Below are 21,071 nucleotides of genomic sequence, written 5' to 3' on the forward strand. Positions count from 1 at the left end.
CTGGTCCCGGTTGGGGCCGGTTTTTTTGTATTTAAATCAAAAAAAGATCCGGCGCGGTGTCCGAATCTTTTGCCTGATTAAAACCTTCCAGATCGGATAATGGAGTAGATTATCCACAGGAACATGAGAAAGGCGACGGTGAAGCCGATTTCCAGCGCATGGATGCTCGTCAGGAATGTATCGGTCCCGAAAGTCGCTCCAACAATGAGACCGAGTACGACAATGCTGAAGGCAAGCAGCGTCAAGCTGAATGAAACCTGATTTGAAATCCGGTCGATTTTATTAAAAATTGAATCGATTTGCGAGAGGCTGATTTTCAATTTTAAATCGCCTTCAGCCGCCTGGCCGAGTACCTCATCAATCCGCTCCGGGAGCTTTACCATCGTTTCCCCGATATCCTCGGCATCCTTGAACAGACGTTTGCCAATATTGACAGGGTCATATCTTTCGATGATCAGCTCCTCGGCATATGGTTTTGCCAGCTGGAGCAAGTTCAGTTCGGGATCAATGCCGGAAATAATCCCTTCCACTGTCATCAGTGATTTGCCAAGCATCGTTAATTCCGTCGGGACGATGATACGATGTTCCTGGGCGGTCGACAATAAATCCTGAACGGTCTTACCAAGGTCTAGTTCACCGAATGGCACGCGGCTCACCATTTTGCTGATGCGGTCAACATCATCATAAAACTGCTTTTCGTTCACATCGGACGGAACATCCGACAGCCGGTACAGAGCTTTTATGATCATGTCGGTATCCTCGCGGATCAGCCCAATCATCATCGAAGCAGTGTCATACCTCATCCTGCTGGACATCCTGCCAATCTGGCCGAAATCAATGAATGCGAGCTGCCCGGTTTCAGGTATATAGAGAATGTTGCCCGGATGGGGATCTCCATGAAAGAAGCCTTGCCGCAAAATTTGCGTAACAAACGATTGGACAAGCAAGTCGGCGATTTCCCGTTTTTTCTCCTTGTCGGCAACTTGCGTGCGGACCTCAGAAATTTTTATCCCATTGATTTTTTCCATTGTGAGAACAGTGGAAGTCGTATAGTCCCAAAAGATATCCGGAACTTTTATCCTCTCGTCCTCTTCGAATTGCATCGCAATGGTCTCAGTATTTCTCGCTTCCTCAAGATAATCAAGTTCTTTTCTAATTGAGTTGCCCAGTTCCTCGGTTATTTCCGTCACCTTATGCTGCTCTGCCCAATCATAATTTTGCTCAAGCAGCCTTGCCAGGTCCATTAGGATATCGAGGTCTGTATAAATGGTTTTCCTGATGCCCGGCCGCTGGACCTTCACCATCACCTTTTCTCCAGTCCAAAGGACAGCTTCATAAACCTGGCCGATCGATGCGGCAGCAATATATTCTTCATTAAAGGAATGGAAAATTTCTTTGGGAGGCTTGCCTAGTTCCTGGGTAATTTTTCCCTGTATTTCTTCAAGCGGGACCGGAGGAACATTATCCTGGAGTGTTTCCAGCTCTTTAATAATATCATCCGGCAAAAAGTCACTCCTGATGCTGAGTAGCTGCCCTAGCTTAATGAATGTAGGACCAAGTTCTTCAAGAAGCCCCCTGAGCCGGACGCCTATCTCCTGTGAGTTTTCCTTCTCAAAATCGGCCTTGATCCGATCTTTAAAAGAAAGCAGCTGGGTCAGGCCTACCTCTTCCACTAAATATCCGAAGCCATACTTTCCGAGCAGGGAAATGATTTCTTTATATCTGTTCAAACGGCGCAATTTATCAGTCAACATTCCATCACCAACTGTTAATCAGGGACAATATCTGTATTAGGAGGAATTTTTTTGTCCTCCGAATCAGTTAAGTTCCCTGTATATCCAGCCTGCTCGCCTTCTGAATTCAGGATTATTCCACCCTCAGCCGGCGTTTGGCTGTTTAACGACGCTTCCCCGGCACCTGTCCCGGTCGAGCTTAGTCCGGATCCACCATCGGTTTGAACGGAGGAAGTTTCCGCTTTCGCTCCTTTTTCAGCCCTATTTGAAGCTAACTCCTGCTGCAAAATAACAATCTGGGCCTGCAGCGCCTCAAGATCGCTTTTTGTGGCGAACCCAAGCTCTTTAAGCTGTTCGGTTATGGAGTCGCGAATTTCTTTATTCCAGTTCTCACTTTTTTGCGCGCCTTTTTTGACAAAATCGCTGAATAGGGAATCGGCTTCATTTTTTGACATCATCCCCTGGTCAACCATTTTCATGACCGTTTCTTCAAGCTTTTCCTTACCTGCCACAGCAGCACCAAGGCCAAGCAGAATACCTTTGCTGAATAAATCATTGATCATCTTTTTCAGCCTCCTCTTTGGTATATCACTTCTTAATACCCTCATTTCCGGGGTTTTACCCTCGGGAAGCAAAAAAATGGCGATTTTTGCAGGATGTGTCATGAGTTAGTGGACGGGAGCGGAAAAAGGAATTAAAAAAAGCCATCCGGGCAGATGGCTTCTTTTAGTGCTGTCTTAGTGGACAGGTTTACTCCACAAGCATCCTTTTTAATTTGTTGATAGAATCCTGTTTAATTCCACAGCCCTGATGCAAATAAGCTTCGACACTTCCGTATTCCTCCAGGATATAGCCCAACGCATAATCAAGATGCTTTTCGTTAACGGCCAGCATTGGCTGAATTTTTTCAATTGGGATGCGATAAAGACTCATCATCCGGATCATCCGGCCGGTTTTTTTCATTTTTGCCCCGACCCGTTCATTGGACAAAAGATACTGCTTGGTGATGATATCACGGGGCACTCCTGCTAGCTGCTGGAACAATGCCGATAAAAAACCCGTCCTGTCCTTGCCGCCCGTGCAATGAATCAGCGCGGGCAGGTTTTCCTCCCCAGCTGCCAGTTCGAACACTTTTCTGATCTCTTCTGTCCGTTCCTTCACGAGACATTCGTAAAAATCACGGATAATGTCAGCAAAATCTATACTTTTCGGATTTGTATTCAGAAATTTAATAAACTCCATATGGGTGAAATCCTGGCTGCCGTGGTAAATCGGAATATGGACTTCTTTAATGCCCCAATGTCCCGGAATCCTGTCAGGCCTGGATTTTTGTTCATGAACAGTTCTCAGGTCGCAAATCATCTTCAAACCAAGTGACTCAAGCTTGGCCAGATCCATTCCGCTTAGGCGGGAAAGTTCGTCTGACCTGTAGAGAAGCCCGGATTTCATCCTGCGTCCATCGCTGGTTGGCAATCCCCCTATGTCTCTGAAATTATGTATTTTTTCAAAAACAAACTCCTTCGTTGTTTGCATCTATATGACTCCTTCCCTTTTTACCATATGGCCAGTTTTATTTCTTTTGCCCTCCGTTTATGTCATCATGATTCCGGCATGTTCCATTATTAATCCAATTGAATCCTGATATTGACTAAGTATATACTATTTTCCATTTTTTTGCGGCTCATAAGAGGAAGCAAAAAAAATCGCCTCCAGCAATATGGATGGCGACTTTACATTATTTTAGCCTTTGCCGCTTTTCAGCATAATGACGGATTGGCGCGGATCCTGCTTGTGCTTTTGCGTTGTTTTCCTATATGCAAACCAGTAGGCCATTGCTACAAATACCGCTCCTCCGGTCGTATTCCCCAGAAAGACGGGTACAAAATTGGCAGCGTACTGGCCCCATGTAAAATGCCCTTCGAATATGGCCGCCGGTATGACGAACATATTGGCCACAACGTGCTGAAACCCGATGGCCACGAATGTCATCGTCGGGAACCAAATGCCTGCTACCTTTCCGATAATATCCTTTGCCCCGTATGAAAGCCAGACAGCCGCGGCAACAAGCCAGTTGCACCCGATTCCTGATACATATGCCTGGAGGAATGTCGCTTCAAGCTTATGCCCTGCAATGCTGACCGTTTTCTCAAGAAAAACTCCTTCTGCTGTTAAACCGGCCACATGCCCGAAGGCGTAAGCGACGAAAATGGCACCGAGAAAATTCGTAACGGTGATAATAGCCCAATTTTGCAAAATGCCTCGGATGGAAACTTTTCCGGCAAAACCTGCCAGCGGGACAGCCATCATGTTCCCTGTTAACAATTCTCCGCCGGCAATCAGCGTCAGGATAAGCCCAATGGGGAATACAGAGGCTCCGAGAATCGAACCAAGCCCCGCGATATCCCCTGTTAATGGAGCAGTAATCCGGATGGAGAGCAGGTAGCCGAGCGCAATGAAAGCCCCCGCCTGAAAACCAAGAATTGCCGCTGACCGGATAGGCATCCCTGCTTTTTTCACACCATTCTCAACCGTAATATCCATTATTTCTTCAGGTTTATTGTAGGAAGAAGACATAGTACCTCATCCCTTCTAATTGTGTCTGTGATTTACTTCACAAACTATGCCATATTCATTGTACACTATTTTTCATGATGGACATTGTGAACATTTTTCATCATTTTTATGAATGGATATAGGAAATGCAATGTGGTTTTGTGAAGGGTTTTAAAGTATAGAAGGACTGCAGAGGTTTTTGGCAAAAAAAGTACTGAGAAATTGAGTTTCTTAGGTAAGTAAAATTATTATTAGAAGCCTCAAGTATGATTACAAGTGTTGTATAGCGATAACGTTATTTTTTGCAAAAAGGCTAGTGATTATGGGTGGTATTAAATTTAAATTAACTAGTGATGAACAGATTTTTGTAGTGATAATAGGCTAAATCACATAGTAGGGGTCTGGCCCCTACTAGATGGAATAGCAAAAAATTACTATAAAAACACAGGCTCCTTAGTGAAAATTTGCTATCTAATCGGCTTTTTAATAGCAAATTATCACTAGTCCGCCTTCTCTACAGAACAACACCCACTCCTTAGGGGAATCGGCTATTCCAGCAATCCATATTTCCGTTTGAATCTTGCCAGGCTTTTGATCCAAATCCCGCTGAATACAAGCAGGAAGAAGACGTTCGAGGCGGCGTGCATGAAATCGAACAGCGCGCTTGCGGCGAAATAAGCAGTGAGTGTCGCGAGACTGAGCTCCCCGCCAGTCTGCAGGAACGCGAGATAGCCCCATAGATTCATAATCCACCCAAATAGGAAGCCCCATATGAACCCAAAGACAATTTTGCCAGTCAAAGTATTCATGATACGGGTTCTGCCGAATATACCGGCAGTTAGCCCGACTAGCCCCCAAGCAGCCATCTGCCACGGTGTCCACGGCCCCTGGCCAAGAATCATATTTGAGGCAAGAGCGGCAACCGCCCCGACGAGAAAGCCGCTTTCCGCGCCGAAGACCAGCCCTGCCATCATGATCACAAAGGTCGTCGGCTGGACGCCGGGAATGCTTGCGAACGGAATTCTTCCGACCGCGGCAATCGAAGCCAGAACAGCCAGCAGGACGAGTTCCCTCGGTTCCACTTTCCGCTTCTCGAACCGGACAATCAGATATAGAAAGGCCAGTGCGGCAAGGCCGCCACTAACCCACATAAAGCGTTCCTCATGAAGTGCCGTGAAAAGAAGGAGGCCGGCTACGGCGGCCGGCAAAACAAGCCATACGAGCAACTTCTTTATTCGCGCCATCCGGTCTCCCTCCTTTCTCTCTATGGACGGGCTGCGTTTGCCTGCCGGTCCAGATTTCTGTATAGACGCTGCATGATCGGTGTGTAAAAAAAGTTTCCTTTAAAAAAGCTGCCAGGGCTCCCCTCCGAGGTGATTTTCCCTTGAAAGAGCATGCCACAGTGATCGGCATAGGCAGCCGCGAATTCAATATCATGGGTGGAAACGAGGATGGCCGCACCCTTATTGTTTAACCCTCGCAATATTGCCGCGAGATTTTTCTTTGACACAGGGTCGAGCCCTTTTGTGGGCTCGTCCAAGAGAAGAATATCAGGCTTCCTTACAAGCAGGCATACAAAGGCGGCCTTCTGCAATTCACCGCCGCTCAGATCATAAGGGTGCTGGTCCAATTGTTCCGTGATTCCGAACTCCTCTACAAGTCTTTCCGCTTCCCGGATATTCGTATCCCATGACTGGCAGGCCGCTTCGATTTCTCCCCTGACTGTATCATGCAGGAAAAACAGCTTCGGATTTTGCGGCAGGTAGCCGATCCTTCTGGCGGTTTCAGCCGCTTTCAGTTTCTTTATAGGCTTGCCCTCAAGGGTGACTTTGCCTGTTTCAGGCTTTAGGACCCCGCACAATAGCTTCAGCAGAGTTGATTTTCCGGAACCATTCCCGCCCAACAATGCGTAAAGCTGCCCTTTCGCCAGTGAAAAATTGAGTTCATTGAGGACGGCCCCATACCCCTTTTCATAGCGGAAACTGACGTTTTTTGCCTTCAGGACAGGTGGGTCAAGGTTGGTAAAAGCTTCGCCGATTTCCGCATCCGCCGTTTTTGGCAAAAATTCCGAAAGGCTCCGGCCTTCTTTGACTGAAAGAGGGAGCATACCTTTGTATCCATTTTGCAAAAAATAAGCCGGGATATCAGGGACAAAGGCTTTCTCCCTTGTTTTCCACAGTTCCTTCATGACTTCCCGAGGCGGTCCTTCGTACACAATCCGTCCTTTTTCCATCATCGCAACTCGATCGGCAAGGGTAATAATTTCTTCCAGCCGGTGCTCGGCAAGGATGATTGTCATTCCGAATTCCTCATTCAGCCGCTTGAGCATATCGAGGAGTTCCCTCGTGCTGACCGGATCGAGCTGGGAAGCGGGCTCGTCAAGCAAAAGAATGTCCGGCTGCATCAACAGAACCGAGGCAAGGTTCATTTGCTGTTTTTTCCCTCCGGATAGCTCATGCATTTTTTTGTGCAAAATAGGTTCCGCACCGAAGAAGCTGACTATTTCCGCTACCCGGCTTCTCATTTCAGCGGTAGGCAGCCCGCGGTTCTCCAGGCCGAATACCATCTCGTGGAGCGGGTCGTCCGCGACTATCTGGTTGTCGGGATCCTGAAAGACGAACCCGATTTCAGCAGAATCGGTTTCCGAAATCGTGATGGAGCCCTCAAGCGTGCCATGTGGCCTGATTTCTTCCTTCAGCAGGCGCAAAAGAGTGCTTTTACCAGATCCGGAAGAGCCGAAAAGCACCACAAACTGCCCCTTTTCAATAGTAAGATTGATAGAGGAAAGCGCCGGAGACGGAGCATCGGGATAGGTAAAGGTTATGTTTTTCATTTCGATGCACGCCATCCGAAAGCTCCTTTCAGCTCTATCAGTAAGGGAAACGCCAAGAAAATTAAAAAGGATAGAAGAATGCCAAGTTCTTGTCCCTGCAGTGAATACTCCTCCATCACCGGGTAAACAGTAAGCTCGCCCCATCCATTTATCCGACCATAAATGGCATATAGAAAAGCTGGCGTCAAGAGGCCCAGCGAGAGCAAATCCAATTTTCCGAACCTGAAATGATGGTAAGCGGAACGTCTTCCGCTCCCATATCCCCGGGCTTTCATGGAGTCGGCGGTCTGGATGGCTTCTTCCAGTGAAAAAACAAGCAGGGTCTGAATGTATAACATGCCGTTTTTCGCGCGCTCTCTTAACCTTCCAGAACCAGCTGAAATTCCTTTGCTGGCCTGCACAGCGGCGATTTCTCCGAGGCGGATGCGCATGAGTGGAATGAATCTTAACGTCAGCATGAGCAGGACGGCAAATTGCGGCATGATTTTTGCAAATAGGAACAGCAGCTTGTTTGGCGTCATGATTTCATTGTAGGAGACAAACAAGGCGATAATGCCGGTAATCGACAACGCCGACATCCCGCCTAGCGTCACAGCCTCCAATGTGACCCGATGCTCCCCAATTTCAAAAAGGACGTTCCTTCCCCTTTCATTAAAAAGGGGATTTACGATAAGAATCAATAGACCGCTCGACACCATGAAAAAAAACCATCGCCGCAGCCCCCTGAATCGATCTTGAGAAAAATTCACGAACAGGACAAATGCAAACCCTGCCAAAAGAAAGGCCGGATGCTGAAAAAGGATTAGCATCGTAACCGCTCCTGCGTAGTAACAGAAAGCGGTCAACGGATGCAGCTTGTCCATTTGGATATCAGTCTTCAATATAGATCCACTCGATCCGGTCGCCTTTGGCTACTTTTACAATCCCGGCGCTTCTGTCAATGGTCACGCCGTTCTTTTTGCACGTCCAGCCGCTGTTCGCTCCGTAATCGAATTCGTATAAGCTAAAAGGGTTGCCTTGAAAGTCTTTTTCCGACTCCATTCCCTCCACATATAATGTTGAAGCTGAGCCTGTCTTTGCCACATAAATACCTTTTTGACTTGTCCCTCTATGAAGAAGATCAAAAACCGTGTCGCCTTCTTTCACCTCAATGGCAGTCGCACTGAGGATTGACCCAACAGCTGTAGGCCCTTTAATAGAAATGGTTGCTGTGGCGGCAGGCGCTGGCTTAGCAGCAGGCTTAGGGGCGGGTTTAGGAGCAGGCTGGCTGGTATTTTTCGTGTCCGCCGTTCCTGTACCGCTTGAAGTTGTTGGCGCCGATGAGCCGGCGGTTCCCCCTGTTTTTCCCGTGCCTCCGCTTGATGGGCTGTTTAAAGTTCCGCTTCCGGATGAAGGTGCACTTTGGTTAGCGGAAGAATTTTTGGAAGCCGCTTCCTTATCCGGAGCTACGGAAGAATTGTCTCCTGAAGTGGAAGCTTTTTCTTTATTGGCAGTTACATCCTCAGACGCTTCATTTGTAACCGGAGTATCCAGGGCAGGCGCTTCTTCTCCCTTACCAGCATCAGACTCCCCGCCATCTGTATTTTTATCCGCACCATTCTTATCGTTCAAGGCAATATCGGGCTTCGCCTCTTTTGCCGGATTTTGTTTTGTTTCAGGAGCTGTTCCGCAGCCTGTCAGCGCAAACGCTGCCAGCAATGAAAACACAAGCACCAGCCTAAATATGATTTTCCGCCTCATTGCTTATCCTCCTGTCAAATTAAATTGTTAAGCCTGTTGTTTCCTTCTGATTGCATAGATCGTTCCTCCGCCGGCAGCAGCAATCAAGCCTAAAACAATCAACGTATAGCTGTCAGTCGCAGTATCCGGAAGGCGGTGCCCTTTATTTTCAGCCTCAGCATTATCAGCTGGAGCTGCCGGCTGTTTGTCAGGAGCTGGCTGTGACGGCTGTTCAACTGGAGCAGGCTGTTTTACAGGTTCCTCCGGTTTTGGAGTCTCGGGTGCTGGAGAAGAGCCCAATTGATAAAGTGAACCTTTCCCATTCAAGAAAAGTTGATAAGCTGCCAAGCCAAGCAAGCCTTGTTCCGTTGAAAATGGATCACTGTCTGAAGCTGCACCTTGATAATAAAATCCTCCATCCGCATTTTGGTAACTTAGCAAATATTCTATTAAGCTTCCATTTTCATTCGTAAACTCTTTGCTTCTCGCATCTATTCCTAGTGCAGAGAGGGTTATGACGACTTGGGCAGCGGTCGAGCTGTTATTAATTTTGCCAGCATTGAACTCACCCTTTAAATAGTTTAAAGCTTTTTCAATTACGCTAGAAATAGTTTTATCATTTATATAAGGAGCAAGTGAAGTAAGGACCATTCCGGTTGTATCCATGTCGCTGATTTCCTTTTTTACATTCCAGTTCCATCCGCCATCAGATTTCTGATTTTCCTTAAGGTACCCTAACAATTTCTCACGGGTCCACAAAGCATCAGCGGGCACTTCGAATCCGCCTGCATCAAGAGCAAGCAACGCATATGCCACTGCATTAAGTCCCTGACTCGTTACATTTCCGTTATAGATTGATTCTATGAGATTATAGCCTTCAACATTGGTGGGATTGCCGCCTGCTGCCAAAATTGCTATTGAATATCGTTCAGTATCTGTTATCTTTTTGAAACTACCGTTATTATCTTTTACAATCTTTTTAAGGTTTTCCAGCTTATCTGCAGGGATATCTGTTCCTGCTTGTTTCATGACTACAGTTTCCCAGTCACTGACCCCATCTTTTTTAGAATAAGTGATTGCTTTATCGAGCGCTTCCTTCACCTGGTCCTTTGTTAAGGGTTTCTGAACGACTGGTTTGGCATGTTCGACAGGGGGTTCATACTCATCCGGAGTGGTTACATTCCAATCGACATAATGGAATGTAACTTTATCTCCTGGGTGGAGTTCAAAAGTTTCTGATCCTTTAGATGAGAATTTCCCGTTTACATAAAATGCCCAAAAGTGTTCGTTTAGGATTTCTGAACCTTTAATTGCATCGAGCGACTTTCCCCATTCCGTATCTGATAAGTCCACTTGCCCTTCCGTAGCTTTTATAAGTGCTTCCATTGCCGTTTTTGTTTCTTCTCCAAGCGATACTGCCTCATTTACAAGTACAGTCCCATCGGCATAAACAGCCATGACTGAGGCTGCATTGTCAACAGCTGCCTCCGCTTTTTGCCCGAACCCGCCGGCAAAAAGAGCGAATACAAGCATGAATGCCATCAAAAATTTTATGTTCCGGTTGCTAGCCATTTCTACTTCTCTCCCTAATAAGTTTTTAAGCATAAAAAAATCCTCCTGTTTAAGGAGGAGGTTTGTCGTTAAGAAGGCAAGAAAGAAAGGCCTGTCTTAACACCCTCCTATCCGCGTAGGCAAAATGGTGCGTGTAAAACAGGCAGGTCTCCTGGCTAATGGTCATCGCTCCCTACGCCTTCCCGCCCGAAGTGGGCAGTGGCTTATAATAGGTTGCTCGCATTTACAGTGGCGGGACCGCGTTGGATTTTCACCAAACTTCCCTTTTAAGCTGACAATATGAAACTATCAGCACCTGTTTAAATAGAGTATTTTTTATGTCTATCTCATTATATATATATCGTTGATTTTTGTATAGGGCGAAAAAAGTCGTGCAATCCTGAATTTGATTGGGTTTGCCTATTTTGCAGGAAGTCACGTTATTCGGGCAGGCGTTTCTGTAATGCTTCCTTTCGCAAAAGAACGAGATAATACAGGATTGAAATAAATATGGAGATTGCCGACGCCTTATAAATGCTCCCATAGCCAAATATATGGCCGATTTGCCCGAAGAGGAGCGCGCCCGCTCCAACGCCTAAATCAAAGAACGAGAAAAACGTCGCGTTCGCCATCCCTCTTCTATTTCGGGGTGATTTTTCAAGCGCCCAAGCCTGGAGTCCTGGCTGAACTGTCCCAAAACCGAACCCATATAAAGCTGCCGCAATGTATAAAACGGCTGTATTCGGGAGCCAGGCCAGCAGGATCATAGCTGCCAACACAAACAACGCACCTGGAATGAAGACAGCCCTATGGCCTTTTCTGTCATAAAGCTGCCCGGCAAATGCTCTTGTCAGCATAAGTGCCAGAGCGTAAATCAGGAAATACCACTGAATCCCGACAATTCCTTTTTGAGCGGTATATAACGGCAGGAATGATGCGATCCCCCCGAATGTTACGGTCATAAAAAAGAGAAGGATCGACGGCTGCACTGCGGTTTTTTCGTAAAAGTCCCACTTCACCGCCACTGTCTTTTGAGATTTCTCCACCTTTTTGTAACGAATCATGGACGCCAGTAATAGGGAGCCCAATCCAAGCGCGGCGCAAAGCAAGAAAAGGTTTTGGAATGTCAGCAGGCCTGCCAAAATTAATCCAAGTGACGGGCCGGCAGCGAGAGCGATATTGCCCGACAGCCCGTAATAGCCCATTCCCTCGCCCCTTCTTTCGGCGGGTATCAGGTCTGTTGCAATCGTTCCCGATGCTGTTGTCGAAAAACCCCAGCCAAGGCCCTGGACAAATCTCATCAAAAATAAGAAGGCCATTCCGCCAGCAAAACCAAACGAACCTACGGACAGAACGAAAATGGCGAGCCCGATTAAAAACACAAACTTTCTGCCACGGGACTCCAGCGCCTGTCCCGCATATGGACGGATAAGCAGCGCCGAAAACGTGAATGCCCCGACGACATATCCTATCATCTGATCATTCCCGCCAAGATGTTCAACAAAAAGCGGAATGGTCGGCAGTGTCATTTGAAATCCAAGAAAGATGAAGAAGTTGGCAAAGCAGATTAGAATAAAATCGCGCGTCCAGATTCTCCTGGTCTGTCCTGCTTCCATGCCAGTACCTTTTTGGGCTTGTCCAATTTCCATGTCAGGAGCCCCTTTCTTTATGTATAATTAGTTTATGACATTTTTTTGACGTACTTATCTTACCTTATTTAACCTTACCAACTGAATGTAATATTTCAATAAAAAGGATTAAAATTTCATTTACACATATGGAGGAAGAAAACGATGTATCTCACAATTAAAGAAACGGCTGAATATCTTTCCTTGCCGGAATCTCATATTAAAGTCTTGATTGGCCAGAAGAGAATCCGGGCCGTTTTTGACGGAGAACAATATCTTATCAACAGGGAACAATTCAACAACCATTTTGACCATGTTGAACAGGTGAAAAGGATGATTGAAGAATGGAGGAACGAACCAATTCCAGAAGATCCTGATATTAAAGACGAAGATTGATAGACCGCCTCAAAAAATAGGTACTTGCCTCAGTACAAGAGCTCAGCTCCCCTCATACCTTATTAATGTAACAATATTACTGAGAGAGGGGAATTTATATGTATTGTCCGCGACCAACACAGGTATTGCCTACTATTGTCCATCCGACACAATGCTGTGTGAACCATTCATTTGAAAATGTCATCCAGCCGCATCTCCATCCTTCGCATACTACCAATGTTCACCATACTAATATTGAACATACTCATCATTTTACAAACACACAGTCTTTCGTGAATGAAGCATCCGTTACGGATCTGGGCCCGGTACCTGGACCACCTCCCGCACCAACAGTTGCTGGTGCTTTTGCCCCAGGGCCAGGAATGGCTCCTGGAATGATGGGACCCGGAATGATGGGACCTGGAATGATGGGGCCCGGCATGATGGGACCTGGAATGATGGGACCTGGAATGATGGGACCTGCACCTGCTGTGGCAGGCGCATACGAGCCAGCAATGATGCCAGGCACAGGTGTTGCCGGCGCATATTCCGGTATGCCGATGGGCGGCTACAAGAAAGGCTGCTGCAAATAGGCAGGAGCCAATAGGGCAGGACTACCTGCCCTTTTTATTTCGGAATCATTATTAAGTGTTTTTATTTTGCACGTGGGGCTCACCATGGTGCCTTAGCCTGTCTTCGGTTTATTTTTCCTGTAGAGGGGGAATATGGACGACATAAGGAGACTGGGCTATGAAATTCTCAATCTACAAAGCTTCATCATACAGCGGCTCCCTTATATTATTTGGAACTATCAATGCTTCCTGCCAGGAAGTGGCCGCCGATTTGTTTTATAAACTAATTCGCCGCAGTAAAAGAGCGAAGAATGGCGATGTCTTCCTGATTGTCCCAATGGGAAAAACGACTTCCATTGACAGCCTAATGGAGGACGGAACCCCCTTTCACATCGTACAATATCGTGAAATCGAGTAAATCCCATCCAACTAGCGGATGGGATTTTAGTTTTTCGTATGCGGCTATTCTTATGGCTGGCCTTCTTAAGATATAATCCTTTCTGGATGTGTATATACATTCATCGTTCCATTTCGGATGAAGCCTATCGCCGTAATACCGAGTTCCTCTGCCAGCTTGAGCGCTAGTTCCGTCGGGGCCGATTTTGACAAAACGACCGGACAGCCGATTTTGGCTACTTTCAGGAGGATTTCAGAGGATATCCTACCGCTGAAGACGATGACTTTGTCATTGATGGGAATATCGTTCATCAGGCAGTGACCATAGATTTTATCGAGGGCATTATGCCGGCCGATGTCCATTCTGCTCAGGACCGTCCCGTCCACACAGCAAAGAGCTGCATTGTGGACGCCACCGGTATTATGGAATACTTCGGCGGAATCCTGCATTTCCTTCATCAGCCGGAAGCAGTCGCTTACTGAGATGGTGACATGGGTGTCATGTACATTCTTCGCCGTCAGGGCGTCATTGGCAAAAACAAAGCCTTGCCTGCTGGCCCCACAGCACGAGGTAAGATACCGCTTTCCTTGTAGGGTGCGGGAAAATGGGTTGTGTTTTCGGGTTTTGACATGGATGAATCCCTCATTTTCCTGAATCCAGATATCCTCTATATCCTCAAATTTACGGATGATTCCCTCAGACGCTAGGTAGCCGACGGCCATTTCCTCAATATAGCTCGGACTGCAGACCATGGTGACGAATTCTTCGCCATCAACTTTAATGGTAGCCGTATATTCTGTGACAATTGTATCTTCAAGAATCACCGGCCCGTCTTCAGCGAAACGGATGATTTCTCTTTTTACTTCTACTGGTTCCATGATCGCCGACTCCTCTCTCTGAATGATTAGTCAGGGGGCTCAGCCACTATGGTGCGGGACTTTGTGAAGCGCCTGGTCCTCGGGCAATTGGGTATTCCTCTCAAGATGTTGCGTATCCTCGCCCATTCCTTTCAGAAATTCAAAAAGAAGGCCGATTGCATTGTTGACTTCTGGATCTTTCAAGGAACGGAAAATGTCAAAGTAGCCGATTTCCTCCTGATTATCACGGTATTCCGCCACCCTAGCAATCCCGGAATTCAATTTGAGGAGGAGCGGTTCAAGCTGCCGGACATTCAATGTGCCCAGCACCCCGACCATCAAGAGCATGTTTTTTATCGTATTCGTTGCTTCTGGCTTATCCGCGGCTTTGACGAGCACATTCAACACATGGTCGCCCTGCCCGAAGAGGGCCGAGGCGAGGCTGAGAACCCCCCGCTCCTTCATATGGCCGAGCACATCAAGAGTTTCTAAAATGGCATCTTTGTTTTTAAGCAACGCCTCCTCGACCTCATCAAGGTCTTGGCGCCGTTTTTGCTCTTCAGTCAATTCAATCCTTTTAATTTGCTTAATTGCCTTAGCCATGCTGCTTTTGCCCCTTTCTTACAGCGTCACCCGGGAAATTATAATCCTTGCGTGCCCATTTCTTCTGTACCTGGACGCCGATTTGCGGCTGTGGGTTGCCGTATCGATGGTTAATGGACGGCAGCGGGTTGACACCATCATATTGAAGGATTTCAAGTTTCGCCTTTGTTTCCTTGTAGGCAGGCGTGTCTGTGTCTTTATCAGCGTAACTGCTTGTCAGTAAGTTGATCGCCGCTTCACCTGAGTCATTCATTGGCAAATAAACTTCCTTCCCTTGGACACGGTCGGTCACGACACAGCGGACTTTCACATTGCCGTATGGCGAACTGAGCCGAACGAGGGTTCCGTCCTTGATTCCGCGTTCTTTTGCAAGTTCGGGCGAAACCTCAAGGAACACACTCGGCGTCTTCGAGGAAATTCCTTTCGATTTATACGTCAGGTTCCCTTCATGGAAATGCTCAAGCAAACGGCCGTTGTTGACCTGAATGTCGTATTCCTCTCCAAACTCCGTTGGTACGGACCAGTTGACTGGATATAATCTAGCCTTGCCGTCCGGGAAAGGGAAACGGTCTTCATATAATAGCGGAGAGTCCGTACCATCCGGCGCGACCGGCCACTGCAAGCTCTTATAGCCTTCAAGCCTTTCATACGTTACGCCTGAATAGATTGGCGTCAGCATCGCCACTTCTTCCATGATTTCTGATGGATGGCTGTAATTCCAGCCTGCTCCGAGGCGGTTGGCGATTTCCTGAATGATTTCCCAATCAGGCTTTGACTCGCCAAGCGGCTCGAATACTTGATATAGGCGCTGAATGCGGCGTTCCGTATTGGTGAACGTCCCTTCCTTTTCAAAACTCGGGGCGGCCGGCAATACAACATCGGCAAACTGTGCCGTCCTTGAAAAGAAAATATCTTGGACGACAAAGAATTTAAGTTCTTCAAAAGCAGCATGTACATGATTGATATTCGAATCGACAAGGCCCATTTCTTCCCCTTTGATGTACAGGGAACGAAGTCCGCCATGATGGATCGCCTCAATCATGTCATGGTTGTTGACTCCTGGTTCCGGAGGCAGTTTCACGCCCCACGCGCGCTCAAACTTCGCACGGGACTCCTCATCTTCAATATGCTGATAGCCAGGCAGGTAATTCGGGGCGCTTCCCATATCGCCCGCTCCCTGGACATTGTTGTGGCCGCGGAGCGGATACGCTCCAGTACCAGGGCGTCCGTAATTGCCTGTAACAAGCAACAGATTTGAGATAGCCGTACTTGTATCACTGCCGCCGATATGCTGGGTAACCCCCATAGCCCAAAGGGCGCAAACACTTTTCGCCGAGCTGATCATTTCAGCAACTTGAATCAAGTTTTCTTTCGAAATGCCTGTTGCTTCTTCGGCATAACCAAGCGTGAATGGCTTCAGGCTTGCGATGTATTCTTTCACATTGATAACACGGCTGTTCAGGAACTCTTCATCAGCCCAGCCCATATCAATAATGTATTTCGTGACTGCGGACAGCCATACCAAGTCAGATCCTGCATTAGGCCTGATAAACAGGTCGGACCTCTCAGCCATTTCATCCTTCCTTAAATCCGCGACAATCAGTTTTTGCCCCCTCAGCTTGTGGGCACGCTTTATTCTCGTGGACAAGACCGGATGCGCCTCCGACGTATTGGAGCCAATAATCAAAACGAGGTCGGATGAGCCGATATCGGTTATCGACCCGGCATCGCCGCCATAGCCGACTGTCCTGAAGAGGCCAACCGTCGCCGGCGTCTGACAATACCGGGAGCAATTGTCTACGTTATTCGTGCCGATCACCTGACGCGCCAGTTTCTGCATTAAATAGGATTCCTCATTAGTACACTTCGAGGATGTGATGAAACCCAATGTTTCAGGACCATGGTTGTTCCTGATTTCAGCGAATTTTTTGGCGACAAGCGTGAGAGCTTCATCCCAGCTTGCTTCACGGAAGGAATCACCTTCCCTGATCAGAGGCTTTGTCAATCTCTCTTCGCTATTGACAAAGTCCCAGCCGAACTTTCCTTTAACACAGGTGGAAATACCATTCGCCGGCGCTTCAACCTGGGGCTCGATTTTAAGAATCTCCCTATCCTTCGTCCACACATCAAAGCTGCAGCCTACCCCGCAGAACGTACAGACTGTTTTCGTTTTCTTGATCCGCTCTTTGCGCATGGCCGATTCCATATCGGAAATCGCAAGAATAGAACCATAGCCGGTTTCAATTCCCTTTGTCATCTCAATCATCGGTCTGAGTGTCTGTTTTGCTATACCAGTCAGGAATCCGGCTTCCCCTTCCATGCCTTTTTCCATCATTGCATTGCATGGGCAGACAGTTGAGCAGTGGCCGCACGACACGCAGGAGGATTCGTTAATTGGCACATCATTATCCCAAATGACACGGGGGCGATCACGGTCCCAATCAATCCTTAGCGTCTCTGTGACCTGGACATCCTGGCAAGCTTCCACACAGCGCCCGCATAAGATACACTGGTCGGGATCATACCGATAAAACGGGTTAGAATCATCAATTTCATATGGTTTCTGATCAAACGGAATGCTTTGATGATTGATTTTCATCTGCTTAACGGTGTTATGGATTTCGCAAGTTCCGTTGTTATAATCGCAGACTGTACAATACAGTTCATGGTTATAAAGAATTTTGTCCATTGCCATCGTCTGCGCTTTTTTCACATCTGGCGTAACAGTATTGATGACATCACCATTTTGCAGCGGGGTCGAACAGGAACGGACTAATTCGCCGTTTACCTCGACAATACACGTGTCACATGTCTCAATCGGACCAAGGCTCGGATGATAGCAGACATGGGGGACTTCGATTGAACTATCCGCCAAATACTGCAGGACGGTTTGGCTGCCCTCGGCTTCGGCAGTAACCCCGTTGATTTTCAATTGAATCTTCTCAGGCAATACACCCACCCTTTCCCACTTGAAATAACTTTTCTGAAAAAGCCTCTTCCTTCCCCTACCCTTAATAGTTCGAAACTAAAACACTACGAGGTTAGGTTTTTCTTTTTAGCTTGAGCTTCATTTTTCCGTGCTTAACAAAAGCAGCTCCCTACACTAGGGAGCCGCTGCAAAATAGTTATTTTACGACAAGCGCACGTTTGCCCATCGCATTGTAAATACTGATAAATTTTGACTTTGACACCTTAATATTTTTCCCGACCGCTTCACTATCGTTAAAGTAAACATATTTATCATCCACTCCCGTTACAACAATGCAATGAAGAGGTTTTGGAGCGGAAATCGTTTTGCCGGATGAAGTCTTCCAACTCCTTGCTCCTGGCATCTCATAATTGATCGTAAACCAGACGAGGACCGGTGCGCCTTTTTTCACATACGCCTCAACCTCTGAAAAATTCTTTCCAGTCAAATTCACTCCTCCAGGACGATACTGGTCAAGGAGTCTCTTCAACGGACCTGGATTAATTGTATATCCATTATCAAAGGGAGTTCCTACAAAGCCGACATTCGGGTCGCCCCAAATGCGGATAGAACCATTCGCATTTCTCACCAGTTTCGTAGAATCATAAGGCATTTTCCTTGCCAGCGTGCCCTTGCTGACCTTTACCCCATAATAATTCAGTGCCATTGCCAGTGAAGTGACTTCACAGCCGCTCGGCAGCTCAGGCCGTTGGGCGATAAGCGGCACATTCAATAGTTTCGCCGCAGTTGATGTTGTTATATATTGGCCGCTAACAAAACCGGTTTTGCCATTGTAATTGATTCTGTACCATCCATTGCTTTCCTTTTTTATGACCTTAACTATTGCACCGTTTTTCAACTGGCCGATTTTTTTATGCTTTGTACCTGGTCCGGTACGCACATTCAGCGCTGAGGCTGTTACTCTGTATGTAGTGGATGCCGTGGATGATGACGTAACATATTGCCCCGAAACATAGGCTGTTTTCCCTTTATAGGAAATTTTGTACCAGCCATTGCTCTGGATCTGAATTACCTGAACCGAACTTCCCCTTGGCAAACCTCCGATTCTTGCAAAATTAGTCCCCGGCCCGGTACGAACATTCAGGTTCGAGGCCGTCACAGTATAGACTGGCCCAGCCGCTTCAGCAACTTCGGGTTTCCCTAATGGAATAAAGCTTCCCGTTGTCAGCATGGAACCTGTGAGAATCACCGAAGCCACAATCCCTTTCGAAAGAGTGCGCAAAATCAACCCTTTCTTCTTTTTTACCAAAATTATCTCCTCCCGATCTATTGTTTTGTATTCAAGTGCTTGCCTGTTCGACAAACATCTACAAAATATAAGGAATATTTCGGGAAGTCTAATAATACGGCTTCTATAAGCAAAAATTGATAACAAAGACTTACCTTACATCGGAAAAATGGGAATTTCGGATTACATAGCCAAAAAGCCCGGCATTCATTTCCGCCAGGCTTAAATTACTCGTTTATTAAAGTTAATATTTACTCTTCACGCATGCTGATTGCCCTGCGCGCCAGCGTGATATCATTCTGCAATAGTTTTCCCAGGTCATAGGATGGATATAATCCTTTGCTGTACATATAATTGTAAATCCGTTCATGGCCCCGGACTGCCTTCGTAAGATGGTTTGTAAACGTCCTCCTTAGCTGAGGCGTGGCAGTTTCCGTTACAGCAATCCCGTAGTTCCGGACAAGTGTTTTTGACATCGCTAGCAAGTCTCCCGCATAAAAACCGTTATCTTCCCTTAAATCCTCCTCATCATCCCGGCCTACCTGCCCAGGAGCTGAAGGATAAAATTGGAGCAGCTCCGTTAAATTCTCTTCAAGGTCACGGACCGTTCCCTGATAAATTTCCCTCAACTGAGTGTCGGTAACTCGTTTCAGGCCCATTTTCGTTTTCATTAATCCTACAGACTGAAAAGCAGTCAACTCATGCATCTCGAGCGTCTCATGCCAGGCAAGTGTCCTTCTCTCTTCATTCATCCCAATTCCCTCCATTTTCAAAAACATCACTTTAACGTATTCGGGAGGAAGGAAAATGGTTATTCGTCCAACTGAAAATCACTTTTTCAATCGGGACAATCACCTGAGCGCCTGCTCCAAATCACTAATGATCCGTCCGCTATCTCCAAGACCGACCGCCAGGCGGATCGTCCCCGGATCAATTTGTTCGGACAGTAGCTGCCGTTCATTACTGCCTGTATTTGGGGTTAAGGCCAGACTTTCAAAAGAGCCCCAGGAAACACCGATTTTGATATATTCCAGCCTGTCCAGTACCCTCTTTACTCCTTCATACCCGCCATCCACCGTAAACGCCATCACCCCTGTATAGCCTGTAAGATTGCTTTTGCCAAGAGAAAAGTCCGGATGCGTAGGATGCCCAGGATACAGAACACGTAAAACGTTCGGATGCCCTTCCAGAAAGGCAGCTATTTTTATCGCATTCTCCTGGTGTCCATGCATTCTGTAAGGGAGCGTCCTGAGTCCCCTGAGGAGCAAAGATGCTTCATATGGCGAAAAAGACGCGCCCATCAAAAGAAATTCTTTTGTAAAAAGCGTTCCCATTATTTCTTTCCCGGCAATGACCGCCCCGCCGACAAGGTCACTGTGGCCGCCGAGATATTTGGACAATGAATGGACGACGATATCAACTCCATGCAATAGAGGCTTCTGGAAAAGAGGGGTTGCCCAGGTGTTGTCAATGATCGTCCGGATGCCGCGCTTTTTAGCAAGGGAAGCCACCGTATCCAGATCAGTTAGCCTGAATGTCATATAAGAGGGGCTTTCCATAAAAATGACTGCGGTATTAGCCTGTATGTATTTTTCAATAACTTCCGCATCCGTTTCATAACAAATAGTATGGGAAATTCCGAATTTGCCGAGGTACTTTATTAGTTCCATAGTGGAAAAGTAGAGGTTGCTGACACACAAAACGTGGTCCCCGCTTTTTACGGAGTTTAGCAAAGCTGCTGTGATGGCGGCCATGCCGGAGGAAAAGCAGCGGCATACTTCCCCGCGTTCGAGTGCGGCGAGCTTCATCTCGGCTACTTCTATTGTAGGATTGGTCCCCCTTGTATAGACGTATTGCTCCTGCTCGTTCATGACCGCCTCTGACAGGCTGTCCGTTGTTTCATAAACAAACAGGGAGCTGCCAAAGATTGGGGGAATCACGGCGCCTCCAAACTCTTTGCGCCGGTCTCCGTATTCGAGGCAAATCTCGAGATCCTGCTCCCATTGATTTTTCATATTTCCCGATTCCTCCTT

The 21,071-nt window shown here is 47.1% G+C and carries 19 protein-coding genes and 1 riboswitch; of the genes, 3 read left to right on the top strand and 16 right to left on the bottom strand.

Going from position 1 to position 21,071, the window contains the following annotated elements:
• Window positions 1-77 precede the first annotated feature (77 nt).
• From BN1002_RS15570 to BN1002_RS15615, 10 genes are all read right to left on the bottom strand, one after another.
• Window positions 78-1,754 (bottom strand): ABC1 kinase family protein, encoded by a 1,677-nt coding sequence (locus BN1002_RS15570; RefSeq protein ID WP_048826287.1) that lies wholly within the window; start codon window positions 1,752-1,754, stop codon window positions 78-80.
• A 14-nt stretch (window positions 1,755-1,768) separates the two neighbouring features.
• The gene (locus BN1002_RS15575) at window positions 1,769-2,296 is read right to left on the bottom strand and encodes a phasin family protein (protein WP_048826289.1); all 528 of its coding nucleotides are present in this window, start codon (window positions 2,294-2,296) and stop codon (window positions 1,769-1,771) included.
• A gap of 187 nt (window positions 2,297-2,483) precedes the next feature.
• Window positions 2,484-3,266: a tyrosine-protein phosphatase gene (locus BN1002_RS15580; RefSeq protein ID WP_048826291.1), complete on the bottom strand. Its 783-nt coding sequence runs from the start codon at window positions 3,264-3,266 to the stop codon at window positions 2,484-2,486.
• 207 nt (window positions 3,267-3,473) lie between these two features.
• Window positions 3,474-4,307: a formate/nitrite transporter family protein gene (locus tag BN1002_RS15585; protein WP_048826292.1), complete on the bottom strand. Its 834-nt coding sequence runs from the start codon at window positions 4,305-4,307 to the stop codon at window positions 3,474-3,476.
• Window positions 4,308-4,834: 527 nt separating this feature from the next.
• Window positions 4,835-5,530 carry an ECF transporter S component gene (locus BN1002_RS15590; protein WP_048826294.1) on the bottom strand — a complete coding sequence of 232 codons (696 nt, stop codon included), beginning with the start codon at window positions 5,528-5,530 and terminating at the stop codon, window positions 4,835-4,837.
• A gap of 20 nt (window positions 5,531-5,550) precedes the next feature.
• Window positions 5,551-7,134, bottom strand: a complete 1,584-nt coding sequence (locus BN1002_RS15595; protein ID WP_048826296.1) for an ABC transporter ATP-binding protein — start codon at window positions 7,132-7,134, stop codon at window positions 5,551-5,553.
• Window positions 7,116-8,000 (bottom strand): energy-coupling factor transporter transmembrane component T, encoded by an 885-nt coding sequence (locus BN1002_RS15600; protein ID WP_231575037.1) that lies wholly within the window; start codon window positions 7,998-8,000, stop codon window positions 7,116-7,118. The genes BN1002_RS15595 and BN1002_RS15600 overlap by 19 nt, the downstream gene beginning before the upstream one ends.
• Window positions 7,990-8,859: a DUF4430 domain-containing protein gene (locus BN1002_RS15605; RefSeq protein ID WP_048826298.1), complete on the bottom strand. Its 870-nt coding sequence runs from the start codon at window positions 8,857-8,859 to the stop codon at window positions 7,990-7,992. The genes BN1002_RS15600 and BN1002_RS15605 overlap by 11 nt, the downstream gene beginning before the upstream one ends.
• Window positions 8,860-8,886: 27 nt before the next feature.
• Entirely contained in the window at window positions 8,887-10,443 is a 1,557-nt protein-coding gene (locus BN1002_RS15610; protein WP_048826300.1) for a DUF4430 domain-containing protein, read from the bottom strand.
• 91 nt (window positions 10,444-10,534) lie between these two features.
• Window positions 10,535-10,724, bottom strand: a riboswitch (cobalamin riboswitch).
• A gap of 105 nt (window positions 10,725-10,829) precedes the next feature.
• Window positions 10,830-12,038, bottom strand: a complete 1,209-nt coding sequence (locus BN1002_RS15615) for an MFS transporter (RefSeq protein ID WP_048826302.1) — start codon at window positions 12,036-12,038, stop codon at window positions 10,830-10,832.
• A gap of 144 nt (window positions 12,039-12,182) precedes the next feature.
• Here BN1002_RS15615 and BN1002_RS15620 point away from each other — a divergent pair, with 144 nt between their 5' ends.
• From BN1002_RS15620 to BN1002_RS15630, 3 genes are all read left to right on the top strand, one after another.
• Entirely contained in the window at window positions 12,183-12,413 is a 231-nt protein-coding gene (locus tag BN1002_RS15620; protein ID WP_048826304.1) for an excisionase family DNA-binding protein, read from the top strand.
• A 98-nt stretch (window positions 12,414-12,511) separates the two neighbouring features.
• Window positions 12,512-12,985 carry a CotD family spore coat protein gene (locus BN1002_RS15625; protein WP_048826305.1) on the top strand — a complete coding sequence of 158 codons (474 nt, stop codon included), beginning with the start codon at window positions 12,512-12,514 and terminating at the stop codon, window positions 12,983-12,985.
• Window positions 12,986-13,142: 157 nt separating this feature from the next.
• The gene (locus tag BN1002_RS15630; RefSeq protein WP_048826307.1) at window positions 13,143-13,382 is read left to right on the top strand and encodes a hypothetical protein; all 240 of its coding nucleotides are present in this window, start codon (window positions 13,143-13,145) and stop codon (window positions 13,380-13,382) included.
• A 65-nt stretch (window positions 13,383-13,447) separates the two neighbouring features.
• Here the strand turns inward: BN1002_RS15630 and fdhD are convergent, their stop codons facing one another.
• From fdhD to BN1002_RS15660, 6 genes are all read right to left on the bottom strand, one after another.
• On the bottom strand, window positions 13,448-14,239 hold the full coding sequence (gene fdhD / locus BN1002_RS15635; protein WP_048826309.1) for a formate dehydrogenase accessory sulfurtransferase FdhD: 792 nt from the start codon (window positions 14,237-14,239) through the stop codon (window positions 13,448-13,450).
• 39 nt (window positions 14,240-14,278) lie between these two features.
• Window positions 14,279-14,821, bottom strand: coding sequence for a helical membrane plugin domain-containing protein (locus tag BN1002_RS15640; RefSeq protein ID WP_048826310.1), 543 nt, complete (start codon window positions 14,819-14,821; stop codon window positions 14,279-14,281).
• A complete protein-coding gene (gene fdhF / locus BN1002_RS15645) occupies window positions 14,814-17,771 on the bottom strand; it encodes a formate dehydrogenase subunit alpha (RefSeq protein WP_048826312.1) in 2,958 nt (985 codons plus the stop codon). The genes BN1002_RS15640 and fdhF overlap by 8 nt, the downstream gene beginning before the upstream one ends.
• A 175-nt stretch (window positions 17,772-17,946) precedes the next feature.
• Window positions 17,947-19,059, bottom strand: a complete 1,113-nt coding sequence (locus BN1002_RS15650) for an SH3 domain-containing protein (RefSeq protein WP_231575038.1) — start codon at window positions 19,057-19,059, stop codon at window positions 17,947-17,949.
• Between the two features lie 230 nt (window positions 19,060-19,289).
• Entirely contained in the window at window positions 19,290-19,790 is a 501-nt protein-coding gene (locus BN1002_RS15655; RefSeq protein WP_048826314.1) for a spore coat protein, read from the bottom strand.
• Window positions 19,791-19,889: 99 nt separating this feature from the next.
• Window positions 19,890-21,053: a trans-sulfuration enzyme family protein gene (locus BN1002_RS15660; protein ID WP_048826315.1), complete on the bottom strand. Its 1,164-nt coding sequence runs from the start codon at window positions 21,051-21,053 to the stop codon at window positions 19,890-19,892.
• Window positions 21,054-21,071: the final 18 nt, after the last annotated feature.

It is taken from the genome of Bacillus sp. B-jedd (genome assembly GCF_000821085.1).
Taxonomy (GTDB): Bacteria; Bacillota; Bacilli; order Bacillales; family Cytobacillaceae; genus Bacillus_D.